Here is a 21,604-nt window from a genome sequence, read left to right on the forward strand (position 1 = left end):
GACCCGTTTCGAGGAATGGGTGCTGGGAGGCAGGGGTGATGGCGGAGGTCTTCTTCTGGTGTGCCGTGCTGCTGCTCGCACACACTTACTTTCTCTACCCCTTGAGTCTTTTCTTGCTCGAAGGGGCCGCGCAGGTGCTCAAGAACGCCCGCGATGTACGGCGCGCGGAAACAGTCAATCACAGCTCCGGCGGGCAGCGGGCGTTGCCCTCGGTGAGTCTGGTGGTGGCGGCCTACAACGAGGTTTCGTGCATCCAGCAGAAGCTGGAGAACAGTCTCGCGCTGGCGTACCCGGCGGAGCGGTTCGAGGTGCTCATCGGTTCGGATGGTTCGTCGGACGGGACGGATGACATCGTCTGCGGTTGCTCCGACGCGCGCGTGCGGCTGTCGCCGGCGCCTCGGGCGGGCAAGACGACGGTGCTCAACCGCTGCATCCCCATGGCGCAGGGGGACATCGTCGTTCTTTCCGACGCCAACACGATGATCGAACCCGAGGCCATCGAGCGGCTGGTGCGCCACTTCGAGGACCCGGAGGTGGGGGCCGTCTGCGGCAAGCTTCGGCTCTACAACCCCACGAAGCAGGACTACGAGGAGAGCGCGTACTGGAGCTACGAGTCGCTCATCAAGATGTACGAGGGGCGGCGCGGCGCGGTGGTGGGGGCCAACGGTGGCCTCTATGCCATCCGGCGCTCGCTGTTCACCCAGCTGCCGCCGTCCACCATCGTGGACGACTTCGTGATTCCGCTGCGCATCCTGGATCAGGGCTACAAGGTCGTCTACGAAGAGCACGCCGTGGCGCACGAGGAGACCACGGAAGATTACGGCAAGGAGTTCGGCCGCCGGGCGCGCATCGCCGCGGGCAACTTCCAGAGCATCCGCATGGTGCCCGGGCTGTTGCTGCCGACCGCGGGCTTCCCGGCCTTCGCCTTCTGGTCGCACAAGCTGCTGCGCTGGTTCGCTCCCGCGTTGATGGGGTTGGCGCTGGTGGCGAACCTGTTCCTGCTGGACCGGCTCTTCTACCAGTTCACCCTGTTCAGCCAGGTGCTGTTCTACGCACTCGCGTACCTGGGGAAGACGGGGGTGCTGAAGCGGGGCACGGCGAAGAAGGCCGCGTCGGTGGCGTACTACTTCGTGACCATGAACCTAGCCATCGTCGTGGGGTTCTGGCGCTTCCTGCGCAACTCGCAGCGCGCCGCGTGGGACCGGACGGCGCGCGCGTAGTCGGAATCCAGGAGCCCGTTACCGCAGTGCCACGGGGACGGGCTTCTGGGCCTTGGGGCTCTTGGGCAGCACGCTGCCGTAGCCCCCGAAGAGCTGCCCGGTGAGGACGGGCTCGCGGTTGGGGCCTGGGTGCCGGAGCATGTCGTTGAGCACCTCGCCCGTCTTCGGATCCCTCCGAAGGTGCGGGCGTTCCAGGTTCATGCGGTAGCGCACGACGCCTCGGCGCACGCGGTGGATGACGGTGACCGTCCCGCTGGCGCTGACGTTCTCCACGATGCCCACGTGGGTGAGGCCGTCATTTCGGCGCCCATCGCGGTTCTGGTCATACGTCTCGTTGAAGAAGACGAGGTCGCCCGGGGTCGGCCGCTCTTCCGAGTACACGTGGCCTCGCGAGCGGGCGAAGCGGTACATGGCGGTGACGCCGTTGTCGCCGGGCTGCACCGTTCCCCGGAAGGTGACGCCGGCCTGGGCGTAGACGCCTTCGATGAGGCCGGTGCAGTCGGACGGGTACTTCCGGCCGTTGAGTGCAACCTGCGTCTTGCCCACCAGCGAGCGCGCCGTGGTCACCACCTTGGCGCGGGCATCACCGGCCACGGGGGTGGGGCGCGTGGCCCGGGCCGGCGTCGCGCGGGACTTGCCACCCGGCGCCTTGGCCGGGCGGGCGGCCACCGTGCCGGGACGCTCCGCGGGCGCCTTGGGGGCCGCGGTGGCCACCTGCTTGGAAAGGGACTCGCGCGGGAAGGCGGGCGGGGAGGCGGAGCGGTAGCGAAGACTGTAGGAGTCCAGCCATGGCTCCAGCGGCGCGCCCGTGGTGGCGCAGCCGGTCGCCAGCGTGGCGAGGATTCCCATCAGCGTGACTGTCCTCATGGTGCGACCTCCCTGTAGCGTCCTGGGGCACATGGTCCGCCTGGGAAGCTGTGTCGTCAAAAAACCTACCCAGGCAACCGTCCGTCCACGCTCGGGTTTCCGGGTGGGCGCGGGTGCGGTATTGCTCCAGGGACATGGCCTCCTTTCGCCGAGCCCTCGCCGTCCTGTTGCTGGCCACTGGCTGCATCCCCTCGCCGTATGACCGCGCGGCGAAGAAGGACACCATCGACGGCTATCGCGCCTTCCTTCGCGAGTACCCCACGCACGCGGACACCGACGCGGCCGAGGCGCGGCTGGAGGAGCTGGAGTTCGAGGAAGCGAAGCGCCTGCACACGGTGATTGCCTACAAGCGCTTCCTGGAGGCGTACCCCGACGCGGCCCAGGCGCGCACGGCGAAGACGCTGTTGGAGGGCCTGCGCTTCAACGGGGCGAAGGAGACGGACACCGTCGCCGGCTGGCGCCAGTTCCTGCAGGAGCACCCGGAGGGCGTCCAGCGCGACGAGGCGAAGCGCCTGCTGTCGGAGGCGGAAGCGCGCGAGCTGGCCACCACGGAGGATCCGCGCAAGCTGGCGGAGTACCTGCGCGCGTCGCCGGATGATCCCCGCCGCCAGGACGTGGAGGCCCGCCTGGATGCCCAGGCCTTCGCGCAGGCCAAGGCCTCCGGCGCGACGAAGCTCTTCGCGTACCTCAAGGAGCACCCGGCCGGCGCGCACCGCGAGGAGGCGCGCGTCCTGCTGCTGCTGCTGGAGGTAGAAGGCCTGCTCGTCTCCGGCCTGGTGGACGAGGCCGAGGCCAGGGTGAAGGCCCATCCCCTGGGCCCGAAGCTCACGGCCTTCCCGGAGCGGCTCGCCTCCGCCCGCGCCGAGCGCGCCGCCCTGGCCCGGCCGGAGCCCCTGGCCCAGGCCGCCCACGTGGGGCACTACCTGCGCGGAGTGGAGGACCTGAGCCGCGCGCTGGTCGCGCCCGACGCGCTGGACCGCTGGCAGGCCGCGGAGGAGCTGGGGCAGCACGTGACGGTGCGCGTGTTGGATCCGTTGTTGGAGAGCCTGCGCGCGGCGCGCAACCCGCTGATCCGTCAGCACGCCCTGGAGTCCCTGCGCACGGTGCTGGCGGCGCTGCCCAAGCCGGTGGCGGAGTACGAGGTGTCCTCGCGCCTGGACGCCCTTCGCGAGCGCGCCACCAGCGCGGAGATGTACCTCACGGTGGCGGTGCTGCTGGACCTGTCCGGCCAGCTGGCCCAGGCGTCCACGGAGTACCAACGCGCCGCCGAGTCGGGCGTGCCAGATCCAGTCATCCTGCGGCGCTGGGTGCAGATTCGCGAGGAGCGGCGCCAGCACTTCTCCGCGGCGGTGGCGGCGCGGCAGCTGGCGCTGTGGTCGCTGGAGGTGGCGCAGGAGGAGCCGGTGACGCCCGAGGGCCGTGTTCCCCTGGCGTCGGCGCGGCAGCTCTGCGCGGCGGCCGTCAACGCGAACTTCGCCGTGGCGGCCATTGCCCGCGCCCGGTCCGAGAGCACCGAGTTCCCCGAGGACCTGGCGGAGTTCGAGCGCAAGGCAGCGGACGCCAAGCGGCTGGCGGACGCGCGGCTGGCCGACGCGGAGCTGCTGCTGCGTGAGCAGTCGCCCGGCGTGAAGACGTGCGCGGACCGCGGTGTGCGGGACCGCCTGGAGAACGCCGTGAAGGAGCGCACCGCCGCGCTGGACTCGGTGGCGACGAAGCTGCCGCAGGTGGGGCGGCTGCTGCTGGAGGTGGCCCGGCAGCGGGATCCGTCGCCCCAGGTCCGCGCGGCCGCGTCCGCCCGGCTGACCGCGCTCAAACCGGTTCCCTGATCCGGGTGTCCCGGGGCGCCGGGCCGGTTAGAGTCTGCGCCCCCATGTCCTCCCGCACCGATACGCTCCAGGCTCCGGCCACGACGCCCTCGCTGCGGATCGACTATGCCGCGCTCCTCAACGAGGAGCAGCTGCGGGCGGTGGAGGCAGGGGAGGGGCCCGTGCTGGTGATTGCTGGCGCGGGCTCCGGCAAGACGCGCACGCTGACCTTCCGGGTGGCGCGAATGCTGGAGCGAGGCGTGCCCCCCGAGGGCATCCTCCTGCTCACGTTCACCAACAAGGCGGCCCGGGAGATGACGCGCCGGGTGGAGGAGCTGGCCGGCGCCTTCGTGGACGTGCGGCGCATCCTGGGTGGCACCTTCCACCATGCCGCGCACGTGCTGCTGCGCCAGTACGCGGGCGTGCTGGGCTTCTCCACGAACTTCACCGTGCTGGACCGCGAGGACGCGCGGGACTTGATGGTGACGTGCATCGCCGAGCGCCGCCTCAAGAGCGACAAGCGCTTCCCCCGGCCGGACCTGGTGTTGGACCTGGTGTCCCTGGCGGCCAACCTCCAGCAGCCCGTGTCACACGTGCTGATGGACCGCCGGCCGCAGATGTTGCCGCTGGCGCCCGAGGTGCTCGCCGCCGCCGCGCGTTTCCAGCAGCGCAAGGCGCAGATGCACCTGATGGACTTCGATGACCTGCTGGTGCACCTCAAGCGCCTGCTGACGCACCATCCGGACGTGAAGGCGCAGCTCACCGAGCGCTTCCGCTGCGTGCTCGTGGACGAGTACCAGGACACCAACCGGCTCCAGGGCGACCTGGTGGATCTGCTCGCCGGGGAGCGCAAGGACCTCACGGTGGTGGGGGACGACTGCCAGTCCATCTACAGCTTCCGGGGGGCGGACTTCACCAACATCATCGGCTTCCCTGAACGCTACCCGGGCTGCTCCGTCCACGCGCTGACGCGAAACTACCGCTCCACGCCGGAAATCCTACGGCTGGCCAACACCTCCATCGCCCTCAACACGAACCAGTTCCCCAAGGTGCTGACGGCGGCCCGGTCCCCGGGCGTCAAGCCGCTCATCGTCCCCGCCCGGGATGCCGGGGAGCAGGCCGCCGACGTGGCCCAGCGCATCGGTGAGCTCCGTGACCAGGGCCTGTCCCTGGAGGCCATGGCGGTGCTGTACCGGGCCCACAATCACTCGCTGGAGCTCCAACTGGAGCTGACCCGGCGCGGCATCCCTTTCCGGGTGCGCTCCGGCGTCCGCTTCTTCGAGCAGTCCCACATCAAGGACGTGCTGGCCCACCTCCGGCTGGTGAACAACCCCGGGGATGAGCTGGCCTTCAAGCGTGTCATCCGGCGCGTCCCAGGCGTGGGACCGGCGACCGCCGAGCACCTCTGGACCGCCCTGCGCGCATTGCCGGAGGGGACACCCCTGGCGGAGGGGCTGGCCCATGCGGACGTCCGTGCGCACCTGCCACGCAAGGCGCAGAAGGGATTCCAAGCCTTCGGTGACCTGATGGGGCGGCTGACCCTGCCGGAGGCGTCCCCCTCACCGGGACGGCTCATCGAGGACGTCCTCGCCGGGGGCTACGCGGACTTCCTCCGGGCGGAGTTCTCCGAGGAGGAGCACCGGGAGGACGACGTCCGCCAACTGGCGGAGTTCGCAGGCCGCTTCGAGGACGTGGCGCGCTTCCTGTCGGAGATCGCCCTGGTGTCGGAGTTCGCGGCGGGAGAGGCCCTGAGGGAAGAGGGGCCGGAGGCGTGCCTGACGCTGTCCACCGTCCATCAGGCCAAGGGACTGGAGTGGCGGGCCGTCTTCGTCCTGTGGCTGGCGGACGGGCGGTTTCCGCTGTCACTGGCCACGCGCCTGCCTGAGGAGGAGGAAGAGGAGCGGCGGCTGTTCTACGTGGCCCTGACGCGGGCACGGGACACCCTGGTGCTGGTGTACCCCCAGTCGGTGCTGCCCCGGGACGGGGAGCGGATCCTCCTGCGGCCGTCCCGCTTCCTCCAGGAACTGCCCGGCGGGGAGGACGCACCGTTCGACCGGTGCATCCTGTCCACCCTGGAGGCGGAGCCCGAGGCGGCCGTGGGGCAGGACGGGCCCCCTCCGGGTGGATCGGACCCGGTGGACTGACACCGTCGCCCAGAAACGCGCACTCCTGTGCGCGACGTGATAGACAGTGGAATCAGGGGCGGCGTCTTCCGGCACGAGCCCCCTCACTTCATGGCGGACAGACCTCGCATCATCGGGATTGACCTCGGCACCACCAACACGCTGGTGGCGTCCGTCCGCAACCGCATCCCGAAGATCGTCCCCACCGATCGCGGCAACCTCACGCTGCCCTCCGTCGTGGCGCTGTCGGCGCGCGGCGATCTGCTGGTGGGCGGGGTGGCCAAGGATCAGATGGTCACCAACCCCAAGAACACGCTCTGGGGGACCAAGCGGCTCATCGGGCGGAAGTACAACTCCAAGTCGGTGGAGGAGCTCAAGGGCTACTTCCCCTACGACATCGTCGAGGGAGCCAACGGGGACACCGCGGTGATGATGGGCGGCAAGCTGTACTCGCTGCCCCAGGTGTCCAGCTTCGTGCTGGGCCAGGTGAAGACCATCGCGGAGCAGTTCCTGGGCGGCCCCATCGAAGGGGCGGTCATCTCCGTCCCGGCCTACTACAACGACAACCAGCGCAACGCGGTGAAGGAGGCCGGCCGGCTGGCGGGCTTCGACGTGAAGCGCATCGTCAACGAGCCCACCGCCGCGGCGCTGGCCTACGGCTTCAACCGGGGCCTGGATCAGAAGGTCCTCGTCTACGACCTGGGCGGCGGCACCTTCGACGTGTCCGTGCTGCACCTGGCGGGCAATGTCTTCGAGGTCCTGGCCACCGGCGGCGACACCTTCCTGGGTGGGGCGGACTTCGACAACCGCATCATGGAGTACGTGCTGGAGCGCTTCCGGGAGGAGACCAAGGTCGACCTCAACACGGAGAACCCCATCGCGATCCAGCGCATCAAGAACGCGGCGGAGGCGGCGAAGATCGACCTCACGCTGATCCCCAACGTCGTCATCGACCTGCCCTTCATCGACGAGCGCAAGGGCAAGCCGGTGGATCTGCGCATCCCCCTGACGCGCGAGTTCCTCAACAGCCTCACCGGCGACCTGGTGGACCGCACGTTCGAGATCTGCGACCGCGTGCTGGAAGAGAAGGGCATCTCCCGCGCGGAGATCGACGAAATCATCCTGGTGGGCGGCCAGAGCCGCATGCCGCTGGTGCAGCAGAAGATCCAGGCGCATTTCGGCAAGGCGCCGCGCAAGGGCGTCCACCCGGACGAGTGCGTGGCCCTGGGCGCGGCGCTGCTGGGCGACTCGCTGGGCAGCATCGACGCGGTGACGCTGCTGGACGCGCTGTCCATGCCCATCGGCTACGCGATGCCCAACGGGCGCGTGAAGCGCATCATCGAGAAGAACTCGCTGATTCCCATGGTGAAGAGCTTCCGCCTGCCTCCGCCGAAGGAGCCGGGCTCGCCCTTCATCGAGCTGGACATCTACCAGGGGGACAGTGACCTGCTGGTGGACAACGAATATCTGGGCACGGTGCGCGTGCCCTCGGCCGCCGCCGGCCGGAAGATCGACTTCCGCCTCACCGAGGAGTGTCTGCTCCAGGTGACGGTGGAGGAAGCGAGCGGCATGCGCAAGGTGGACCTCGCCACCCGCGACACGCCGGAGCAGCTCAAGCGGGCGCTCCAGGAGGTCGCGTCGCGTCACTCACAGCAGGTGCCCAGCTCCAGCAGCAGCGGGAGCGACGACCGGGGGCTCTTCTCGAGTATCAAGAGCATCTTCCGGAGGGGCTAGGAGTCCAGATGGCGAAGTTCCCGTCGAAGGAGTGGGTGGACGAAGCGGTCCGCCTCACCAATGAGGATCCCGAGTGCGCCATGGCCGGCAAGGGCTGGAAGGGCGACTTCGGGGCGGTGGTGGAAGCCGAGCCCGGCATGCTGGCGAGGGCTTTCGTGGTGCACGTCGTCCCCGGTGACTGCCGCATCGAAAAGGCGCGCGTCCTGGCGGATCCAGACGACCTGGACGAGCTGGAGCCGGTGTACCTGGCCCGCGCGCCCTACAGCGTCTGGAAGCAGCTCCTCAAGGGGACGCTGGACCCGGTGGAGGCGGTGCTCAAGCGCCGCATCTCCATGAAGGGCGACCTGCAGCCGCTGATCGAACGCATGAAGTACAAGGGCATCGCCGACCGCGTCTTCGCGCAGCTGCAGACGCAGTTCATCGACGAGCCCTGAGCGAGGCACCCCATGGGAATCACGGACGACCTGAAGAAGCAGGCCCTCAACGTGTCGGGCAAGGCCATGGAGAAGCTCATGGCTGACGACCGCCGCGCCATGGCCATTGCCAACGCCATTGGGAAAGCACAGCGCGGCAAGCAGGCGCTCGACCGGGGGCAGGAGGAGCTGATGAAGGCGCTGAACTTCGCGCCCCGCAGCGAGTTCAAGGCCCTGGGCAAGCAGCTGTCCGGCCTCAAGCGCCGGCTGCGCGAGCTCGATGAGAAGCTCGGCGCGCTGTAGTCGAAAATGCGTTGACACCTGAGCGGGCGAATGGCATCTACACCCGCGTTCGCCGCTGGCAACACCGGCGGCGGTCAGCAGACAGCAGAAGGGCGTATAGCTCAGCGGTAGAGCACTGCCTTCACACGGCAGGGGTCGCAGGTTCAAACCCTGCTGCGCCCACTCAAGAAAGGCCGTGAGTCCGAATCGGGACTCACGGCCTTTTTGCTTTTTGGGCTCCGTCTCCGCCGCTGCGCCGGACGCAAGAAAGCCCACCCCGCATACCGCGCGGAGTGGGCTTGGGATTGCGGCGTGAGGCCGCGGTGCGGCTCAGACCTTGGGCGCGTCGGCGTCGCCGGTGGGCGTGTTCCGGGACTTGATGAGCGACGCGACGATGCTCGCGCCCAGCAGGCCGGCGATGACCGACAGGGACACCTCGGGCGGCACCTTCACGAAGTCGATGACCGCCATCTTCGTGCCGACGAAGACGAGCACCGCGGAGAGGCCCACCTTCAGGTAGCTGAACTTCTCCACCGCGCCGGCCAGCATGAAGAACATGGAGCGCAGGCCGAGGATGGCGAAGATGTTGGACGTGAAGACGATGAAGGGGTCCGTCGTCACGGCGAAGATGGCGGGGATGGAGTCGAGCGCGAAGAGGATGTCCGACGCCTCCACCAGCAACAGCGCCATCAGCAGCGGCGTGGCCAGCTTGCGGCCGTTCTCCACGGTGAAGAAGTGGTGCCCGTCGAAGTTGGGCGTCGAGGGGATGGTCCGCCGGGCCAGACGCATCAGCGCGCCTTCCTCCGGGTTGTCCTCCTTGTTGCGCTGGAGGAAGAGCTTCACGCCCGTGAGGATGAGGAAGCCGCCGAAGACGTAGATGAGCCAGTGGAAGCGGGCCAGCATCGCCACGCCCGCGAAAATCATGATGGCTCGCAGCGCCAGCGCGCTGAGGATGCCCCAGAAGAGGACCCGGTGCTGGTACAGCGAGGGGATTCGCAGCGCCGAGAAGATGACGACGAAGACGAAGATGTTGTCGACGGAGAGCGACTTCTCGATGAGGTAGCCGGTGATGAACTGGAGGCCGGGCTCGGGCCCGAACTTCCACCAGACACCCGCGCCGAAGACGAGCGCCAGGCTGACCCACAACGCGCTCCAGCCCAGGGCCTCCTTGAACTTCACCACGTGGGCTTTGCGGTGGAAGACGCCGAGATCGAGCGCCAGCATCGCGATGACGAAGGCGACAAAGCCGGCCCACAGGCCCGGACTGCCGACGCTTGGGAAGGTTTCCATATGGGAGCGTCAGATAAGAGTCATCCGAGTCTTCCACAAATAGGAATTCCAGCCGAACTCCATCGGGAAAACCGAAGGACCCGGGCAAAATGCGGCCGTGCTCCCTCTGTCGCTCAGGGGGCATACGGTTAGTCAAAAACATCCCAAATGTTTGGGAAGTGGTTTTGAAGGCGACGGGTTTGGAACCGTCCCGGTTGGAAAAATCAAACACGGGGCTATGAGACCAGCCAGGCGTCACCGTCCCTGAGGGCAGTTACTCCTCCCGGCGGAAGGACGCGTCGAGCCGACTCCAGGCGATAGGCGCCTGGGGACTCGTCACCCTCATGCCTCAAGCAGTAAGGACGCTATTTTGACTCGGAATCGTTTTCTGTCCTCGACGTGTGGTGCGCTCTTCGCTCTCGCCGCCATCACGGGCTGCGGGAATGAAGCTGGCAACGAGGATTCGAATGCGCCAGGGCGGACCGAGCCCCCTGGTCAGTCTCCGCAGGTGCCTGCTCCCTCTCCGTCCGAGCAGACGCCCGGTGGCCAGACCCCCGGCACCCCGGAGCCTGGGGACTCTGACACGTCGCCGGATGACCCTGTCGCCACCACGCCGCCCGACGAGCCCTCGACCAATCCCGAGGACCCGTCGACCGAGCCCGAGCAGCCTGTCGAGTCGGGCGCGGACAAGTTCGGCGTGACGATGATCCACCCGTCCGCCGCCGGTGGTGAGCAGTGGTTCCTGGCCGACGACGCGATGTCCGACAGTCGTTTCGATCCGCAGGACGACCTTACGCGCAACTCGGACGGCTCCTGGAATCTCAAGAGCGACAAGGTGCGCATGAACGTCTTCACGTCCACCGGCTACAAGCCGAAAGAGATCGCCACGTATGACCGTGACGTGCTCGCCAGCCGTGGCTACATGCAGTCGCCAAACGACTGGAAGAACATCGAGATGACGGGCTTCGTGAAGCTCAATTCCGCGTCCGATGAGTCCGACAACTTCGACATGTATGCGCGTGGCGGGAAGCACAACGACGACCACGAGGGCTGTGAGGGCAGCAGCTATAAGGGCGCGCTGCACTTCAATGGCCAGGCTCGTTTCCAGAAGGAGGCGTGGCACGTCTCCTACGAGCAGGCGCCGTACAAGAAGGTGACGGAGCCGCTGACGGGCCGCTGGGTGGGCTTCAAGACGGTGATGCGGAACACGCAGGTCAACGGCAAGGAGGCCGTGCACCTGGAGATGTACCTCAACGAGAACGCCGACAAGGTCTCCTGGGAGAAGGTCTACGACTTCGTGGACGCCGGTGACTGGGGTGGTGACGCCGAGCACTGCGGCGGCGCGGATGGCGCGATTCCGCTCACGTGGGGCGGCCCCATCGCCACGTTCCGTTGGGACAGCACCGACGACGTGGACTTCAAGTGGCTGTCCGTGCGCGAAATCGCGCCGGAGCAGTGAGCCGCTGATTCCTGGCGCGTCCGCTGAACGGAGGCGCGCCTGAACAGAAGTCCGCAGTCCCACGAGGGCGTGGGGGACCCGACGAGGTCCTCCGCGCCCTTCGTGCGTCCATGGACGGGAAGGTCCACCTCCCGGGCGGGTGGCGAGTGTGGCTTCGGCCTCCCCACCTTGCGGGCGTCGACGCGCCAGCCAGCCGCCGGCAGCCCTGTTTCGTCGGGGCTCGGCGCTCAGGCCGGCCCACTGGCTGTCAGAGAGGAAGACTTCCCATGCACATCACTTTCCTGGGCCACGCCGGGTTCGTCGTGGAGACGGCGGGGGCCATTGTCGTCATGGACCCGTGGCTGTCGTCCCGCGGGGCATTCGACTCGGCGTGGATGCAGTTGCCGTGCAACCACCACCTGGCGCCGCGCGTGCGGGAGAAGCTGGAGACGCCCGGCAAGGAGCGCTACCTCTACGTCAGCCACGAGCACAAGGACCACTTCGACCCGGAGTTCCTGGCCACCATCCGCCAGAGGGACTTCACGGTGCTGGTGCCGCGCTTCCACCGCTCCGAACTGCAGGACGTGTTCGCCAGGTATGGCTGCAAGCAGGTCCTCGCCTGCGAGGACGGCCACGAGGTCCCCATCAAGGGCGGCTACGTGAAGCTGTTCGTGTCGGAGCAGGGGACCAACCGTGACTCCGCGGTGATGGTGCGCGGTGACGGGCAGTGCTTCCTCAACATCAACGACTGCAAGCTCCATGACCGGATGGGGCGCATCGTCGCGGAGGAGGGGCCCATCGACGTGTTCTCCGCGCAGTTCTCCGGGGCCATCTGGCACCCCACCTGCTACGAGTACCCGACGGAGACCTACGCGGCCATCTCGCTGAAGAAGCGGGAGAGCAAGTTCGAGGCGGTGGCGCGCACGCTCGAGGTGATTCATCCGCGGGCGTACATCGCGGCGGCCGGGCCCGCGGCCTTCCTGGACCCGGCGCAGTTCCACCTCAATTTCGAGAAGGTGAACATCTTCCCGAACGCGACGCAGCTCTTCGCCTTCCTGCGGCAGCGCCTGCCCCAGGGGAAGACGCGCTACCTGGAGCCGATGCCCGGGGACGTGCTGGACGCGAAGTCGCTGGAGTTCGTCTCGCAGGTGGCCGAGCGCGTGACGCCGGAGAACCTGAAGGCGTACCTGCACGACTACGCGAAGCGGCAGGAGTCCGTGTTCCGCGAGCGGCGGCGCAACCTGCTCGTCGCGGAGGTGGCGGAGATTCACGAGCGGCTGCGCGTGGAGCTGCAGCGCAAGCTGGACCTCCTCGACCTGCACGAGCGCGTGGGCATGCCGCTCTACGTGGAGCTGACGGAGCTTCCGGAGCAGCTGCTGCGCGTGGACTTCAAGGCGCGCCGTGTCCACGTGGTGGCGGACATCCAGGAAGAGGTCCGCTACACGCTGAAGACGAGCGCGGCCGACGTGGGGCGCGTGTTGGACCGCAAGCTCACGTGGGAGGACTTCCTGCTGTCGTTCCGCCTGCGCCTGAGCCGCAACCCGGACGTATACGAGCCGGTGCTGCACGGCTTCCTGGGTGTGGAGATCGAGGACATGCGCGAGTTCTGCGAGGGCATCCGCTCCACCGAGTCCCAGCGGGAGCGCACGGTGGTGGAGGCCGGTGGGCGGCGCTTCTCCATCCAGCGCTTCTGCCCCCACCAGGGCGCCGACCTGTCCGAGGGCTGGGTGGAGGAGGGGCGCTACCTGGTGTGCCCGCGCCACCGTTGGCAGTTCGACCTGGACGCCGGAGGCGTGTGCACGCAGAACACGTCCACGCTCTGCGCGGAGCTGCTGCCCGAGCGCGAGCAGGAGAAGCCCCAGACGCCGGCGGCGGACCCGCAGCCTCAGCTGTAATTAATGCCGTGTTCCCTGGGCGCCGCGCGGTTGCCGTGGCGCCCGGGGGGACGCGCAAGCGCGGATCCGGTGACGGCGTGTCTCTGGCGCGCCTCCCGGATCGGCCGTGGGCGTTCTGTGAGCTGGCGCGGAAGGTCCGCACACTTCAGGGCGGCGGCGTGGAGAGCTGAAGACTCAGCCGAACGTTGTCCGAGCGCAGGCCCACCGGGGCATCCGGCGCGAGCGCCTCTTCGGGCACCTCGCCCGTCCACGCGAGCGTGTCGTCCGCCCAGACGCGGAGGACCTTGCCGTCGAGCTGGGCGCGCAGCGTGTGGGGCTCGCCTGTCGAGGGCGCTTCGAGCCGGACGTGCTGCTCGGGGTGCAGGATGGTGTAGCCCCGGTTGCCGCACTCGCGGCTGGTGTGCTGTCCCGGGTTGCGCTTGAAGTTGACGACGATGCCCGGCTTGGGTGCCAGCCGCCACATCGCGTACAGCACGTTGCAGGCATCCACCGCGAAGAGCTTGAGACCCACCTGCTGGCGCTGCTCCCCCGATGCCAGGGCCACCTGGCGATCAGTGGGGCCTAGAATGGTGAAGCGCAGCGCCACGTTGCTCGTCGTGCTCCCTGGGACGATGGCGCGCATGCGCGGCCCGTCGACGAGGAACTGCTCGCCGGGGCCGGGCTCCAGGCTTCCTTCAGTGACCGTCAGTCGGGACAACGGGACGCGCGTCAGCATGGGCCTGCCTTTCTTCCGGTGAGCCCCTGGGAGGTGCGGCTCATCCCGTTCCTTCGGCGCGAGCCGTTGCCCCATACCGCCATCCCGGCCTCCATCCGCCGGACTGGAGCCGGCGCCTAGCAGCGCGGCCAGGACGCCGCAGCCCACGATCAGCCGGCGCGGTGTCACGGCGACCGGGCACCCAGGAAGGACTGAAGCGATTCCACATGGGCACGCAAATAGGCCTGCTCCGCGCGCAGACGGGTGAGTTCCATCATCAGGTAGCCGCGGAAGCGGCGAATCTCCCGCGTCTGGAGCGCGTCCATGGACTGGAGCTGCGCTTCCAGGTCCGACACCAGGGTGCTCACCTCACGCAGCCGGCCCTCCTCGGTGCGGTGGACGGTACGCAGCTCGGCGACCAGCTCGTTGATCCGCTGGGGCACGCCCGACACGTCATCGAGCGTCGCGCGGCGGCGGCCCTCCCTCGCCCGTGCGTTGGCCGAGCCCTGCCACAGGTGGCCCAGGTTGTAGGACAGCGTGAGCTGCCCGAAGAGGGGCAGGTTCTGGTCGACGTCGATGAGCTCGTCGTACCCACCGCGCACGTTGATGCGCCAGGCGCGCGAGCGGCGCAGCGCACCGTTATACGCCTCGAGCTGGTCATCCGCGGCTCGCAGCTCGTTCAGCACGCTCTCCAGCCGCTGACCTTCTTGAAACGAAGGCCGGGCCGCCAGCCGCTCGCGAGCAATCTGTGTGTTGCTAGAGAGCTGTCGCAGCCCATCCAGCCGGACCTGCACCGCGTTCAGCTCCTCCAGCGTCACCATGCCCTGCTTCATGTCGTTGCGAAGCGACGTGAGCAACGCCTCGGCGTGGGGCAGCGCCTCCTCCAGCACGCGAGCCCGCGCCTCCAGCGCGGCCTGTTCGCCCAGGCCGCTGCCCTGGCGGATGGCGGACTCCAGCACCGTCACCGCGCGTTGCCGGCGGCACTCCGCTTCCGCGCGCTTGTGGATGGTACGGCCGCGGTAGATGCCCAGGAAGTCGTACATCAACCCCGCCGTCACACGCGGGGTGGGCTCACCCAGCGGCGTGGTGCCGGCGCCTCCGCTGGCTTCGCCCGCGTTGACCACGCCGAAGGCCCCGAACAGCTCGGGCGCCAGCTCGAGCGCGGCCTCCGCGCTGCCCACGCCGCGGACGAAGTCGCAGTAGCCGGCGGCCCGGTCCTCGCCGGACGGCGACGTGAGTTCTCCCGCGGGAGGAGGCGCCGGCTGGGCCAGCGCCATCCGCGCGGCGAGTGACAGCAATGCGCCACAAGTGACGGTCATCCGCATAGTCGAGTGTCTCCGGCTCCGAGGCCGTCTCCAGGCAAAGGGGGGTGGGACTCACAGCAGCAGCGGCGGCCGGCCCAGGTGGAGCAGGTCTTGCCGGGCGGAAGGAGCGTCCGACAGTTGGACCTCCACCATGACGCCGCGGAGCATGTACTGGCGGATGGGGTGCTTGAGGGACACCTCACCCTCGAGCACGCGCCCGATGACGCCCACCTCGTGGCACCAGAAAACACTGGCCGCGCACGAGTACAGCGGCGTGCCCTGCTCGGCGTTCGGGATGTTCTCGTACGGGACGAAGGCGACCGTGAGGTCCTTCTCGATGGCCTTGAGGTACGGCGACGCACGCAGCGACGCAATCAGCGTGTCGTAGCGCAGGGCCACCTCGTCCAGGGCGGCCAGGTCCGTCTGGAGGCTCTTCAGCGTCGCCTCCGCGCGGGCCTGCTCCAGGACGGAGTGCGTGTACTCGCGCTCCAGCAGCAGCACGTCGGACGTCATGCCCTGGGGCGTCTCGTCCTTGCCCATGCCGGACTGCACCGCCGAGAGGCCGGCAATCTCCCGCTGGAGCGAATCCAGCCGCGTCTCCAGGTCCGCCGAGGACTGCGCCAGTGACAGGTTGCTCTGCGCCAGCTGCGCCAGGTGGTGGTTGATGGTGAGCTTCTCCTCCTGCTCCATCAGGCGCGCGTCGTACAGCGCGTCGGTGCGCGTGCGCGCCAGTCCGGCGTAGGCGCGGTTGGACTGGAGAATCTCCGCCCGGGCGTTGCTGTACTCACGCCGCAGCAACGACAGGCGCCGTGCCACCCGGTCCTTGGCGTCGCGCTCGCCGCGCAGGGCGACGAGGAAGCGCTGCTGGAACGCGCGCTCCGCGGCGATGGAGCGCTCGGCGTCGGCGATGCGGTTCTCCACCGACCGACGGTCCGACAACACGTGGTCGCGCGCGGACGTCTGCGCGGCCACCTGGGTATTGAGCGTGAGAATCTGTGGGTCCGTCGGCGAGATGACCGTGGGTGTCACCCAGCTGCGGCTCACCAGGAAGAAGCCCTGGACGGACAGGAAGGACACCAGCCCGAGCATGATGAGCGTGAGCAGCAGGGAACCGATGAACTTGTAGGCCGAGACGGCGATGCTGTTGACGCGATTGGCGACGCGTTGGTTCATGGTGTAGTGCCCTCACCAGCATGGGTGGGAGGAAAGCGGCCCCCGGAGTCGGCCGGCGACGTCTCGGGAGCGGTGTTGGCGCTGCCCCGTGTCTCCCAACTCCCCGAGTCCAGCGTCAGAAGTGCCAGCGGTGTGAAGAGCGCGTACGTCACCGGCATCAGCAGGGCCATGGGCAGGAAGCTGGCGCCGTGGACCCGGCGGTCCGCGGGAAGGTGCCGCGTTTCGATTCGATAGATGACTCCCAGCAATCCGATGATGAGGAAGTGGAAGGCGAGGATGTCCCAGAACTCGCCGGTCAGGACGTTGTGCACGATGACCAGCGGGTAGGAGAGGAGCAGCGCGAGCTGTGACACGTAGTGGACCGTCACCACCGGATGGAGCCGCCAGGCGTGTGACAGGCCGCCCAGCAGGTCCACCAGGTTGGAGCGGCGCCACCGGAGTTGCTGGGAGAAGTACCCGGCCAGCGTCGACGGCGCGGCGGTGAAGCAGAAGGCGTCCAGCGTGTAGACCGTCTCGTAGTCGTGCTTGACGATCTGCCGCGTGAGGAACCGGTCCTCGCCGTACTTGATGGGGATGCCCGCGATGGCTCGCGCCTCGAGGATGGGCTCCAGCTCCAGCAGCACGTGGCGGCGGTACGCGGTGAGGCAGCCCGACAGGCACATCACCTGGCGGAAGCTGCGCTCCAGGTCCTTGAGCCACTCCTGGGCGAAGTGGAACTTGATTTCAATCATCCGCGTCATCCAGTTGTGATGACGGTTCGTCACGTAGGTGCGGCCGCCCACCGCGGCGATGCGCGGGCTGACGAAGCGGCGCACCAACTGGCGGACGGCGGCCTTGTCGACGATGACGTCCGAGTCCACCGAGACGATGATTTCCGCGTCCGTGGCGGCCTTCACCGCGCGGTTGATGCCCTTGCGCTTGCCCATGTTCTCCGGGTTGCGCATGACGATGACGTTGGGATTTCCCTCCGCCGCCTTCAGTGCCCAGGCGTAGCTGTCATCCTTGGAGCAGTCATCCACCACCACGATTTGCAGCAGGTGGCTGGGATAGTCCTGCTCCAGGAGACTGCGAACGCCGTGGTAGATGCCTTCGCCTTCGTTGAACAGCGGGATGACGATGGCGACTCGTGGGAGGTAGGTGTCGTCGACTCTGTCGAACTGCCGCCCCTTCAGGCGCCGTAGCAATGGCCCGAGGACATAGCGGTTCATCAGAACCACCATGAAAAGTAACTGAATTGGAAAGAGCTCCATCCGTCCCTGCCCCCCATCACGCCACTAGCAGCCCTTGTCGCTGCCCCTGCATCCGCCACGACCCCCAAGATGGGCGAGCGAAAGGTTGGCGGGGACGACGGTGTGTGCCAACTGCCTCGGGGGTCAGAGACAGTGGCCATCAGTGGCCATGCCACGCAGAAGCACGCAGGAGCGAGCAGGCGGCGGTGGTAGAAAGGGGGCATGCCGACAGACTTCCAGCCCCTGGCGCTGCGTCCGGATGAAGTCCATGTATGGATTGTCGAGCCCGAGCGCATCGACGACCGGCGCCTCCTGGATGCCTACTGGTCGCTGCTGGACGCGAAGGAGCGCGACAAGCAGCAGCGCTTCCGCTTCGAGCGGCACCAGCGTCAGTACCTGGTGAGCCATGCGCTGGTGCGGTTGACGCTGTCGCGCTACGCGCCGGTGCCGCCGGAGGCCTGGGCCTTCGACACCAACGCGTATGGCCGGCCGATGGTGCGGGGGGAGTGGGGCCCAAAGCTGCGCTTCAACCTGTCCCATACGGACGGCATGGCGCTGGTGGCGGTGGGCTGGGACGCGGAGCTGGGCGCGGACGTGGAGGACGCGCAGCGCAAGGGGGAGACGGTGGAGATCGCCGACCACTACTTCGCCGCGTCGGAAGTGGCGGCGCTGAAGTCCCTGCCGCCGGAGCGGCACCGGGAGCGCTTCTTCGAGTACTGGACGCTGAAGGAGTCCTACATCAAGGCGCGCGGCGCGGGGCTGTCACTGCCGTTGGAGCAGTTCGCCTTCCACCTGGAGCCGGGACAGGCGCCGCGCATTTCCTTCGACCCACGGATGCAAGACGTGCCGGAGGCGTGGCAGTTCGTGCAGTTGCGCCCGTCGGAGCGGCACCAGGCGGCGGTGGCGGTGAACCGGCCCCGTGGGCAGCCGCTGACGGTGCGCTGGCAGTTCACCGTGCCGCTGGCCGGGGACACGCCGCCCCGGTTCCAGGCGGCGTAGACGGCGGACTCAGGGCGCGCGGCCCATCCACCGGTTCAGGTCCTCGCTGATGTGCGCGAGGAGGGCGTCCCGCTGCGACTTGATGAAGAAGTGGCCGCCGGGGAAGAGGCGGACGCGGACGTCCTCACTCCGCGTCTCGTCGCGCCAGCGCTCCAGGTTCGCGGTGGGGACGTGCTTGTCCTCGGGCGAGCCGACGACGGAGATGGGGACCTCCAGCTTCGCGGGCTGGGGGCCGTCCTCCGTGAAGGCGATGCCGAAGTCGGCGCGCAGCATGGGCAGCACCAGCTCCAGCAGCTCGCGGTGCTGGAAGATCTCCTCGGGCGTGCCGTCGTAGCGCCGCAGCTGCGCGATGAACTCCGGTTCGGGCAGGTGGTGGATGGGCTCGCGGGTGTTGACGGACGGCGGCCCGGCGGCCCCCAGGAACAGGCCCACGGGGCGCGGGCCATTGCGGGCCTGGAGGCGCCGAGCGAGCTCCAGGGAGATGCGAGCGCCCATGCTGTAGCCGAAGAAGGCGAAAGGCCGGTCCAGCAGCGGCGCGATGGCGGGCAGCAGCGCGTCCACCAGGGCAGGCAGGCTGCCAATGGGCTTCTCCGACAGACGGCGCTCGCGCCCGGGGAGCTGGACGGGGCACAGCTCCACACCTGCCGGCAGGCCCTGGCTCCACTGGTTGTAGATGGCCACGCTGCCACCGGCGTACGGCAGACAGAACAGCCGCAGCCGCGGGTCCGTCAACGGCTTCCGGGTGGGGAACCAGCGGTCGGGGGCATGAGGGCTCAAGTTGGACGCGCTTTGCATGACGTGAAGGCTCTGTCGCATGGCCACGGAAAACGGGTCAAGTCCCGGAGGCCGCGTGGCGTGTTAGCGTTTCGGGGACGCGCAGGGGCGTCATTCTGGAGTCACAATGGGGCGTTCCGCGGGCTTCATACTCTGGCTGACAGGTCTGTCAGGTGCGGGCAAGAGCACCTTGTCCCGTACCCTGCGTGCGCACCTGACCGCGTCGATGCCCGTGGAGGTGCTGGACGGGGATGAGGTGCGCACCTGGCTGTCCCGCGGACTGGGCTTCACCCGCGAGGACCGCGAGGAGAACGTTCGCCGCATCGGTCATGTGGCCCGGCTGCTGGCGAAGCACGGGGTGGGCGTCATCGCCGCGGCCATCTCGCCCTATGCGAGCTCGCGCGCCGAGGTGCGCCGGCTGGCCGAGGAGGCGGGCATCCCCTTCGTGGAAATCCTTGTCCAGGCGCCTCTGGACGTGCTCATCGCCCGGGACGTGAAGGGGCTCTACAAGAAGGCGCTGGCCGGCGAGCTGGCGCACTTCACCGGCGTGTCGGACCCCTATGAGGTGCCTGACGCGCCCGACGTCACCGTCCGCTCGGATGTGGACACCGTGGAGGCGGGCCTGCGGCGCGTCTTGGAGACGCTGCGAAGGCGGGGCCTGCTCGACGCCGCGGCGGCGGCGTGAAGCGCGTCCCCGAGGTGGCGGAACGTCCGCGCACCCCGGGGGAACGGAGCCGCGGACTCAAGCGAGGATGCGCTCCATCTTCACGTAGGGGCGCTCGGCCTGAATGCCCTTCGTGCGGCAGTGCTCCAGGAACTTGTTCGACTCGACAATCTGTGGGGCCTTGTCGTCATAGACGAGGATCATCACGTGGCGCAGCCACGGCTCCTGGCCCATGGCGTAGACGTAGACCTCCTTGGGCGACAGGTAGTTGGTGATTTCGATGGCGCGAGCGCTGTCGGAGCCGTTGAGCCGGCGGGCCTGGTCCATCTTCCGGGGCAGGGGATTGCACAGCAGCGGGCCGTACATCCAGCTCATCGGGCCGCCTTCGCACTCCATGCCGAGGAACAGCACGTCGATGGTGCCGACGATGTCGCGCAGGTGCTGGTACATGCGCGGCTCGATGGCGTTGGAGTCCGCCGCCATCAGCATGGACTTGCCGCCCAGGCGCACCAGGTGCGCCGTCTTGGCCTGGATGGCCAGGTCGCTGTGCTCGCCCAGGAAGGGCAGGCCGGTGATAGAGCCGCCCGGCACGGGGATCTCCTGGAGGTCGTCGATCTCCACCACGTTCTTGAAGCCGTTGTGGTGGAGCATCAGCCTCAGCGATGGGTCCGCCAGCGAGTTGCCGTTGTTGCGCGGGACGATGATGCAGCCCACCCGGTGCCGAAGCTGGATGAGCGTCTCCATCATCAGGTGGTCGGCGTGGCCGTGGGTGAGGACCACGTAGTCGATGCGCTCGGGCAGGTCGGAGTGGGTGAAGCGGGGGAGCTCCGTGGGGAACTCGTAGCTGATGACGGGGTCGGTGAGGATGCTGACGTCCTTCGTCTCCAGCAGCACGCAGGCGTGGCCGAAGTAGCGCACGCGCACGCCCTCACCGGTGTAGCGCTCCGTGCGGCGGGGCTCGGTTTCGGTGAAGAGCGCGGCGAAGGCGTCCGCGGCGGAGGCGGGCACGCCGAGCATCTCCGCGACCTGGCCGGGCGAGCCCGGCGTGTGGCGCATGCGGAAGAGGGCGTCCAGGCCTTCGTGCTTGTAGGGGACGCGCAGCCACAGGGGCGTGTCCTCCTCCAGGCGGGGCGTGCTGAAGATGTAGGGCCGCCAGTCGCCGTCCACCTGCATGAGCGTCACGCTCTGCGAGGACTCCTTGTGGAAGGGGCTGCGGTACAGGAGCGGCTCGATGTACCGCGCGCTGGCGCGGTTGCTCAGGTCGTACGTGAGCTCCACGTAGCCGCGGAGGATGTCGGGCACCTTGGCGTAGAGGCCCTCCAGGGAGCCGCCGTTGTTGGGCGCCATGAGCTGCTCCAGCTCGGCCACCGCCTTGGTGTACGCGAGCATGTTGGCCTGCTCCTTCTGCGTCCGCTCCAGGAGCTCCTTCACGCGCGGGGCCTTCGCCGCCGGGTGGTTGATGAACGGGCCGCCCATCAGCATCGGGTTCTTCAGGGCCGCCACGTGCACGTCCGGATTCGCCACGAAGGACTGCATCAGCTTCTGGTGCAGGTTCGTCACGAACAGCGGGGCCGTCGCCGGAGACAGCAGGTACCACCACGCGTACCACTGATTGTAGAGCGGCTCGATGGCGACGTTCGGCTTGAGGTACATGGGTCGGTCCAGCATGGCGAGCTCCTCCGAGCGAGGTCCGGAAAACGTCGGGAACTTGGCAAACTTGG

The 21,604-nt window shown here is 68.3% G+C and carries 18 protein-coding genes and 1 tRNA gene; 11 read left to right on the top strand and 8 right to left on the bottom strand.

Annotated features, from left to right (window positions below; all coding sequences use genetic code 11):
- Positions 1–38 precede the first annotated feature (38 nt).
- A complete protein-coding gene (locus BHS09_RS17385; protein ID WP_140798403.1) occupies positions 39–1,220 on the top strand; it encodes a glycosyltransferase family 2 protein in 1,182 nt (393 codons plus the stop codon).
- A gap of 18 nt (positions 1,221–1,238) precedes the next feature.
- On the opposite strand, the gene BHS09_RS17390 is transcribed toward BHS09_RS17385, so the two are convergent.
- On the bottom strand, positions 1,239–2,087 hold the full coding sequence (locus tag BHS09_RS17390; RefSeq protein WP_140798404.1) for a CHAP domain-containing protein: 849 nt from the start codon (positions 2,085–2,087) through the stop codon (positions 1,239–1,241).
- 50 nt (positions 2,088–2,137) lie between these two features.
- Here BHS09_RS17390 and BHS09_RS17395 point away from each other — a divergent pair, with 50 nt between their 5' ends.
- The 6 genes from BHS09_RS17395 (at position 2,138) to BHS09_RS17420 (ending at position 8,627) form a co-directional block, all read left to right on the top strand.
- Positions 2,138–3,913, top strand: a complete 1,776-nt coding sequence (locus BHS09_RS17395; RefSeq protein ID WP_140791441.1) for a HEAT repeat domain-containing protein — start codon at positions 2,138–2,140, stop codon at positions 3,911–3,913.
- A 44-nt stretch (positions 3,914–3,957) separates the two neighbouring features.
- The gene (locus BHS09_RS17400) at positions 3,958–6,036 is read left to right on the top strand and encodes an ATP-dependent helicase (RefSeq protein WP_140791443.1); all 2,079 of its coding nucleotides are present in this window, start codon (positions 3,958–3,960) and stop codon (positions 6,034–6,036) included.
- Between the two features lie 90 nt (positions 6,037–6,126).
- Positions 6,127–7,749, top strand: a complete 1,623-nt coding sequence (locus tag BHS09_RS17405) for an Hsp70 family protein (RefSeq protein WP_140791445.1) — start codon at positions 6,127–6,129, stop codon at positions 7,747–7,749.
- Between the two features lie 8 nt (positions 7,750–7,757).
- Complete coding sequence (locus BHS09_RS17410; protein WP_140791447.1) at positions 7,758–8,183, top strand: SCP2 sterol-binding domain-containing protein; 426 nt, start codon at positions 7,758–7,760, stop codon at positions 8,181–8,183.
- A 12-nt stretch (positions 8,184–8,195) separates the two neighbouring features.
- The gene (locus BHS09_RS17415) at positions 8,196–8,465 is read left to right on the top strand and encodes a hypothetical protein (protein ID WP_140791449.1); all 270 of its coding nucleotides are present in this window, start codon (positions 8,196–8,198) and stop codon (positions 8,463–8,465) included.
- 90 nt (positions 8,466–8,555) lie between these two features.
- A tRNA-Val gene (locus BHS09_RS17420) sits at positions 8,556–8,627 on the top strand.
- Positions 8,628–8,774: 147 nt separating this feature from the next.
- On the opposite strand, the gene BHS09_RS17425 is transcribed toward BHS09_RS17420, so the two are convergent.
- Positions 8,775–9,734 carry a TerC family protein gene (locus tag BHS09_RS17425; protein WP_140798405.1) on the bottom strand — a complete coding sequence of 320 codons (960 nt, stop codon included), beginning with the start codon at positions 9,732–9,734 and terminating at the stop codon, positions 8,775–8,777.
- Between the two features lie 349 nt (positions 9,735–10,083).
- Between BHS09_RS17425 and BHS09_RS17430 the strand changes: the two genes are divergently transcribed.
- Both BHS09_RS17430 and BHS09_RS17435 read left to right on the top strand, forming a co-directional pair.
- A complete protein-coding gene (locus BHS09_RS17430; RefSeq protein WP_140791453.1) occupies positions 10,084–11,172 on the top strand; it encodes a carbohydrate-binding protein in 1,089 nt (362 codons plus the stop codon).
- Between the two features lie 266 nt (positions 11,173–11,438).
- The gene (locus BHS09_RS17435) at positions 11,439–13,046 is read left to right on the top strand and encodes a Rieske 2Fe-2S domain-containing protein (RefSeq protein WP_140791455.1); all 1,608 of its coding nucleotides are present in this window, start codon (positions 11,439–11,441) and stop codon (positions 13,044–13,046) included.
- Positions 13,047–13,191: 145 nt separating this feature from the next.
- On the opposite strand, the gene BHS09_RS17440 is transcribed toward BHS09_RS17435, so the two are convergent.
- The 4 genes from BHS09_RS17440 to BHS09_RS17455 form a co-directional block, all read right to left on the bottom strand.
- Positions 13,192–13,761, bottom strand: a complete 570-nt coding sequence (locus BHS09_RS17440; protein ID WP_237078362.1) for a hypothetical protein — start codon at positions 13,759–13,761, stop codon at positions 13,192–13,194.
- Positions 13,762–13,925: 164 nt separating this feature from the next.
- Positions 13,926–15,065, bottom strand: coding sequence for a hypothetical protein (locus BHS09_RS17445; RefSeq protein ID WP_140798406.1), 1,140 nt, complete (start codon positions 15,063–15,065; stop codon positions 13,926–13,928).
- Between the two features lie 51 nt (positions 15,066–15,116).
- The gene (locus BHS09_RS17450; protein ID WP_140791461.1) at positions 15,117–16,217 is read right to left on the bottom strand and encodes a coiled-coil domain-containing protein; all 1,101 of its coding nucleotides are present in this window, start codon (positions 16,215–16,217) and stop codon (positions 15,117–15,119) included.
- Complete coding sequence (locus BHS09_RS17455; protein ID WP_140791462.1) at positions 16,214–17,467, bottom strand: glycosyltransferase family 2 protein; 1,254 nt, start codon at positions 17,465–17,467, stop codon at positions 16,214–16,216. Before BHS09_RS17455 ends, BHS09_RS17450 begins: the two co-directional genes overlap by 4 nt.
- Positions 17,468–17,668: 201 nt before the next feature.
- On the opposite strand from BHS09_RS17455, the gene BHS09_RS17460 reads away from it, so the two are divergent.
- Entirely contained in the window at positions 17,669–18,445 is a 777-nt protein-coding gene (locus BHS09_RS17460; RefSeq protein ID WP_140798407.1) for a 4'-phosphopantetheinyl transferase family protein, read from the top strand.
- 9 nt (positions 18,446–18,454) lie between these two features.
- Here BHS09_RS17460 and BHS09_RS17465 read toward each other — a convergent pair whose 3' ends face one another.
- On the bottom strand, positions 18,455–19,240 hold the full coding sequence (locus BHS09_RS17465; protein WP_237080406.1) for a thioesterase II family protein: 786 nt from the start codon (positions 19,238–19,240) through the stop codon (positions 18,455–18,457).
- A 106-nt stretch (positions 19,241–19,346) separates the two neighbouring features.
- Here BHS09_RS17465 and cysC point away from each other — a divergent pair, with 106 nt between their 5' ends.
- Positions 19,347–19,904, top strand: a complete 558-nt coding sequence (cysC, locus tag BHS09_RS17470; protein WP_140798409.1) for an adenylyl-sulfate kinase — start codon at positions 19,347–19,349, stop codon at positions 19,902–19,904.
- 57 nt (positions 19,905–19,961) lie between these two features.
- Here cysC and BHS09_RS17475 read toward each other — a convergent pair whose 3' ends face one another.
- Positions 19,962–21,551 carry an MBL fold metallo-hydrolase gene (locus BHS09_RS17475; protein WP_140791466.1) on the bottom strand — a complete coding sequence of 530 codons (1,590 nt, stop codon included), beginning with the start codon at positions 21,549–21,551 and terminating at the stop codon, positions 19,962–19,964.
- Positions 21,552–21,604: the final 53 nt, after the last annotated feature.

This window comes from Myxococcus xanthus (assembly GCF_006402735.1).
In the GTDB taxonomy this organism is placed as follows: domain Bacteria; phylum Myxococcota; class Myxococcia; order Myxococcales; family Myxococcaceae; genus Myxococcus; species Myxococcus xanthus_A.

Excerpts from the sequence above, each read along its gene's own strand:
- BHS09_RS17445 (WP_140798406.1), bottom strand. The coding sequence starts at position 15,065 with ATGCGGATGACCGTCACTTGTGGCGCATTGCTGTCACTCGCCGCGCGG.
- BHS09_RS17410 (WP_140791447.1), top strand. The coding sequence starts at position 7,758 with ATGGCGAAGTTCCCGTCGAAGGAGTGGGTGGACGAAGCGGTCCGCCTC.
- cysC (WP_140798409.1), top strand. The coding sequence starts at position 19,347 with ATGGGGCGTTCCGCGGGCTTCATACTCTGGCTGACAGGTCTGTCAGGT.
- BHS09_RS17475 (WP_140791466.1), bottom strand. The coding sequence starts at position 21,551 with ATGCTGGACCGACCCATGTACCTCAAGCCGAACGTCGCCATCGAGCCG.
- BHS09_RS17390 (WP_140798404.1), bottom strand. The coding sequence starts at position 2,087 with ATGAGGACAGTCACGCTGATGGGAATCCTCGCCACGCTGGCGACCGGC.
- BHS09_RS17400 (WP_140791443.1), top strand. The coding sequence starts at position 3,958 with ATGTCCTCCCGCACCGATACGCTCCAGGCTCCGGCCACGACGCCCTCG.
- BHS09_RS17460 (WP_140798407.1), top strand. The coding sequence starts at position 17,669 with ATGCCGACAGACTTCCAGCCCCTGGCGCTGCGTCCGGATGAAGTCCAT.
- BHS09_RS17440 (WP_237078362.1), bottom strand. The coding sequence starts at position 13,761 with ATGCTGACGCGCGTCCCGTTGTCCCGACTGACGGTCACTGAAGGAAGC.
- BHS09_RS17435 (WP_140791455.1), top strand. The coding sequence starts at position 11,439 with ATGCACATCACTTTCCTGGGCCACGCCGGGTTCGTCGTGGAGACGGCG.
- BHS09_RS17415 (WP_140791449.1), top strand. The coding sequence starts at position 8,196 with ATGGGAATCACGGACGACCTGAAGAAGCAGGCCCTCAACGTGTCGGGC.
- BHS09_RS17450 (WP_140791461.1), bottom strand. The coding sequence starts at position 16,217 with ATGAACCAACGCGTCGCCAATCGCGTCAACAGCATCGCCGTCTCGGCC.
- BHS09_RS17385 (WP_140798403.1), top strand. The coding sequence starts at position 39 with ATGGCGGAGGTCTTCTTCTGGTGTGCCGTGCTGCTGCTCGCACACACT.
- BHS09_RS17465 (WP_237080406.1), bottom strand. The coding sequence starts at position 19,240 with ATGCAAAGCGCGTCCAACTTGAGCCCTCATGCCCCCGACCGCTGGTTC.
- BHS09_RS17425 (WP_140798405.1), bottom strand. The coding sequence starts at position 9,734 with ATGGAAACCTTCCCAAGCGTCGGCAGTCCGGGCCTGTGGGCCGGCTTT.
- BHS09_RS17455 (WP_140791462.1), bottom strand. The coding sequence starts at position 17,467 with ATGGAGCTCTTTCCAATTCAGTTACTTTTCATGGTGGTTCTGATGAAC.
- BHS09_RS17405 (WP_140791445.1), top strand. The coding sequence starts at position 6,127 with ATGGCGGACAGACCTCGCATCATCGGGATTGACCTCGGCACCACCAAC.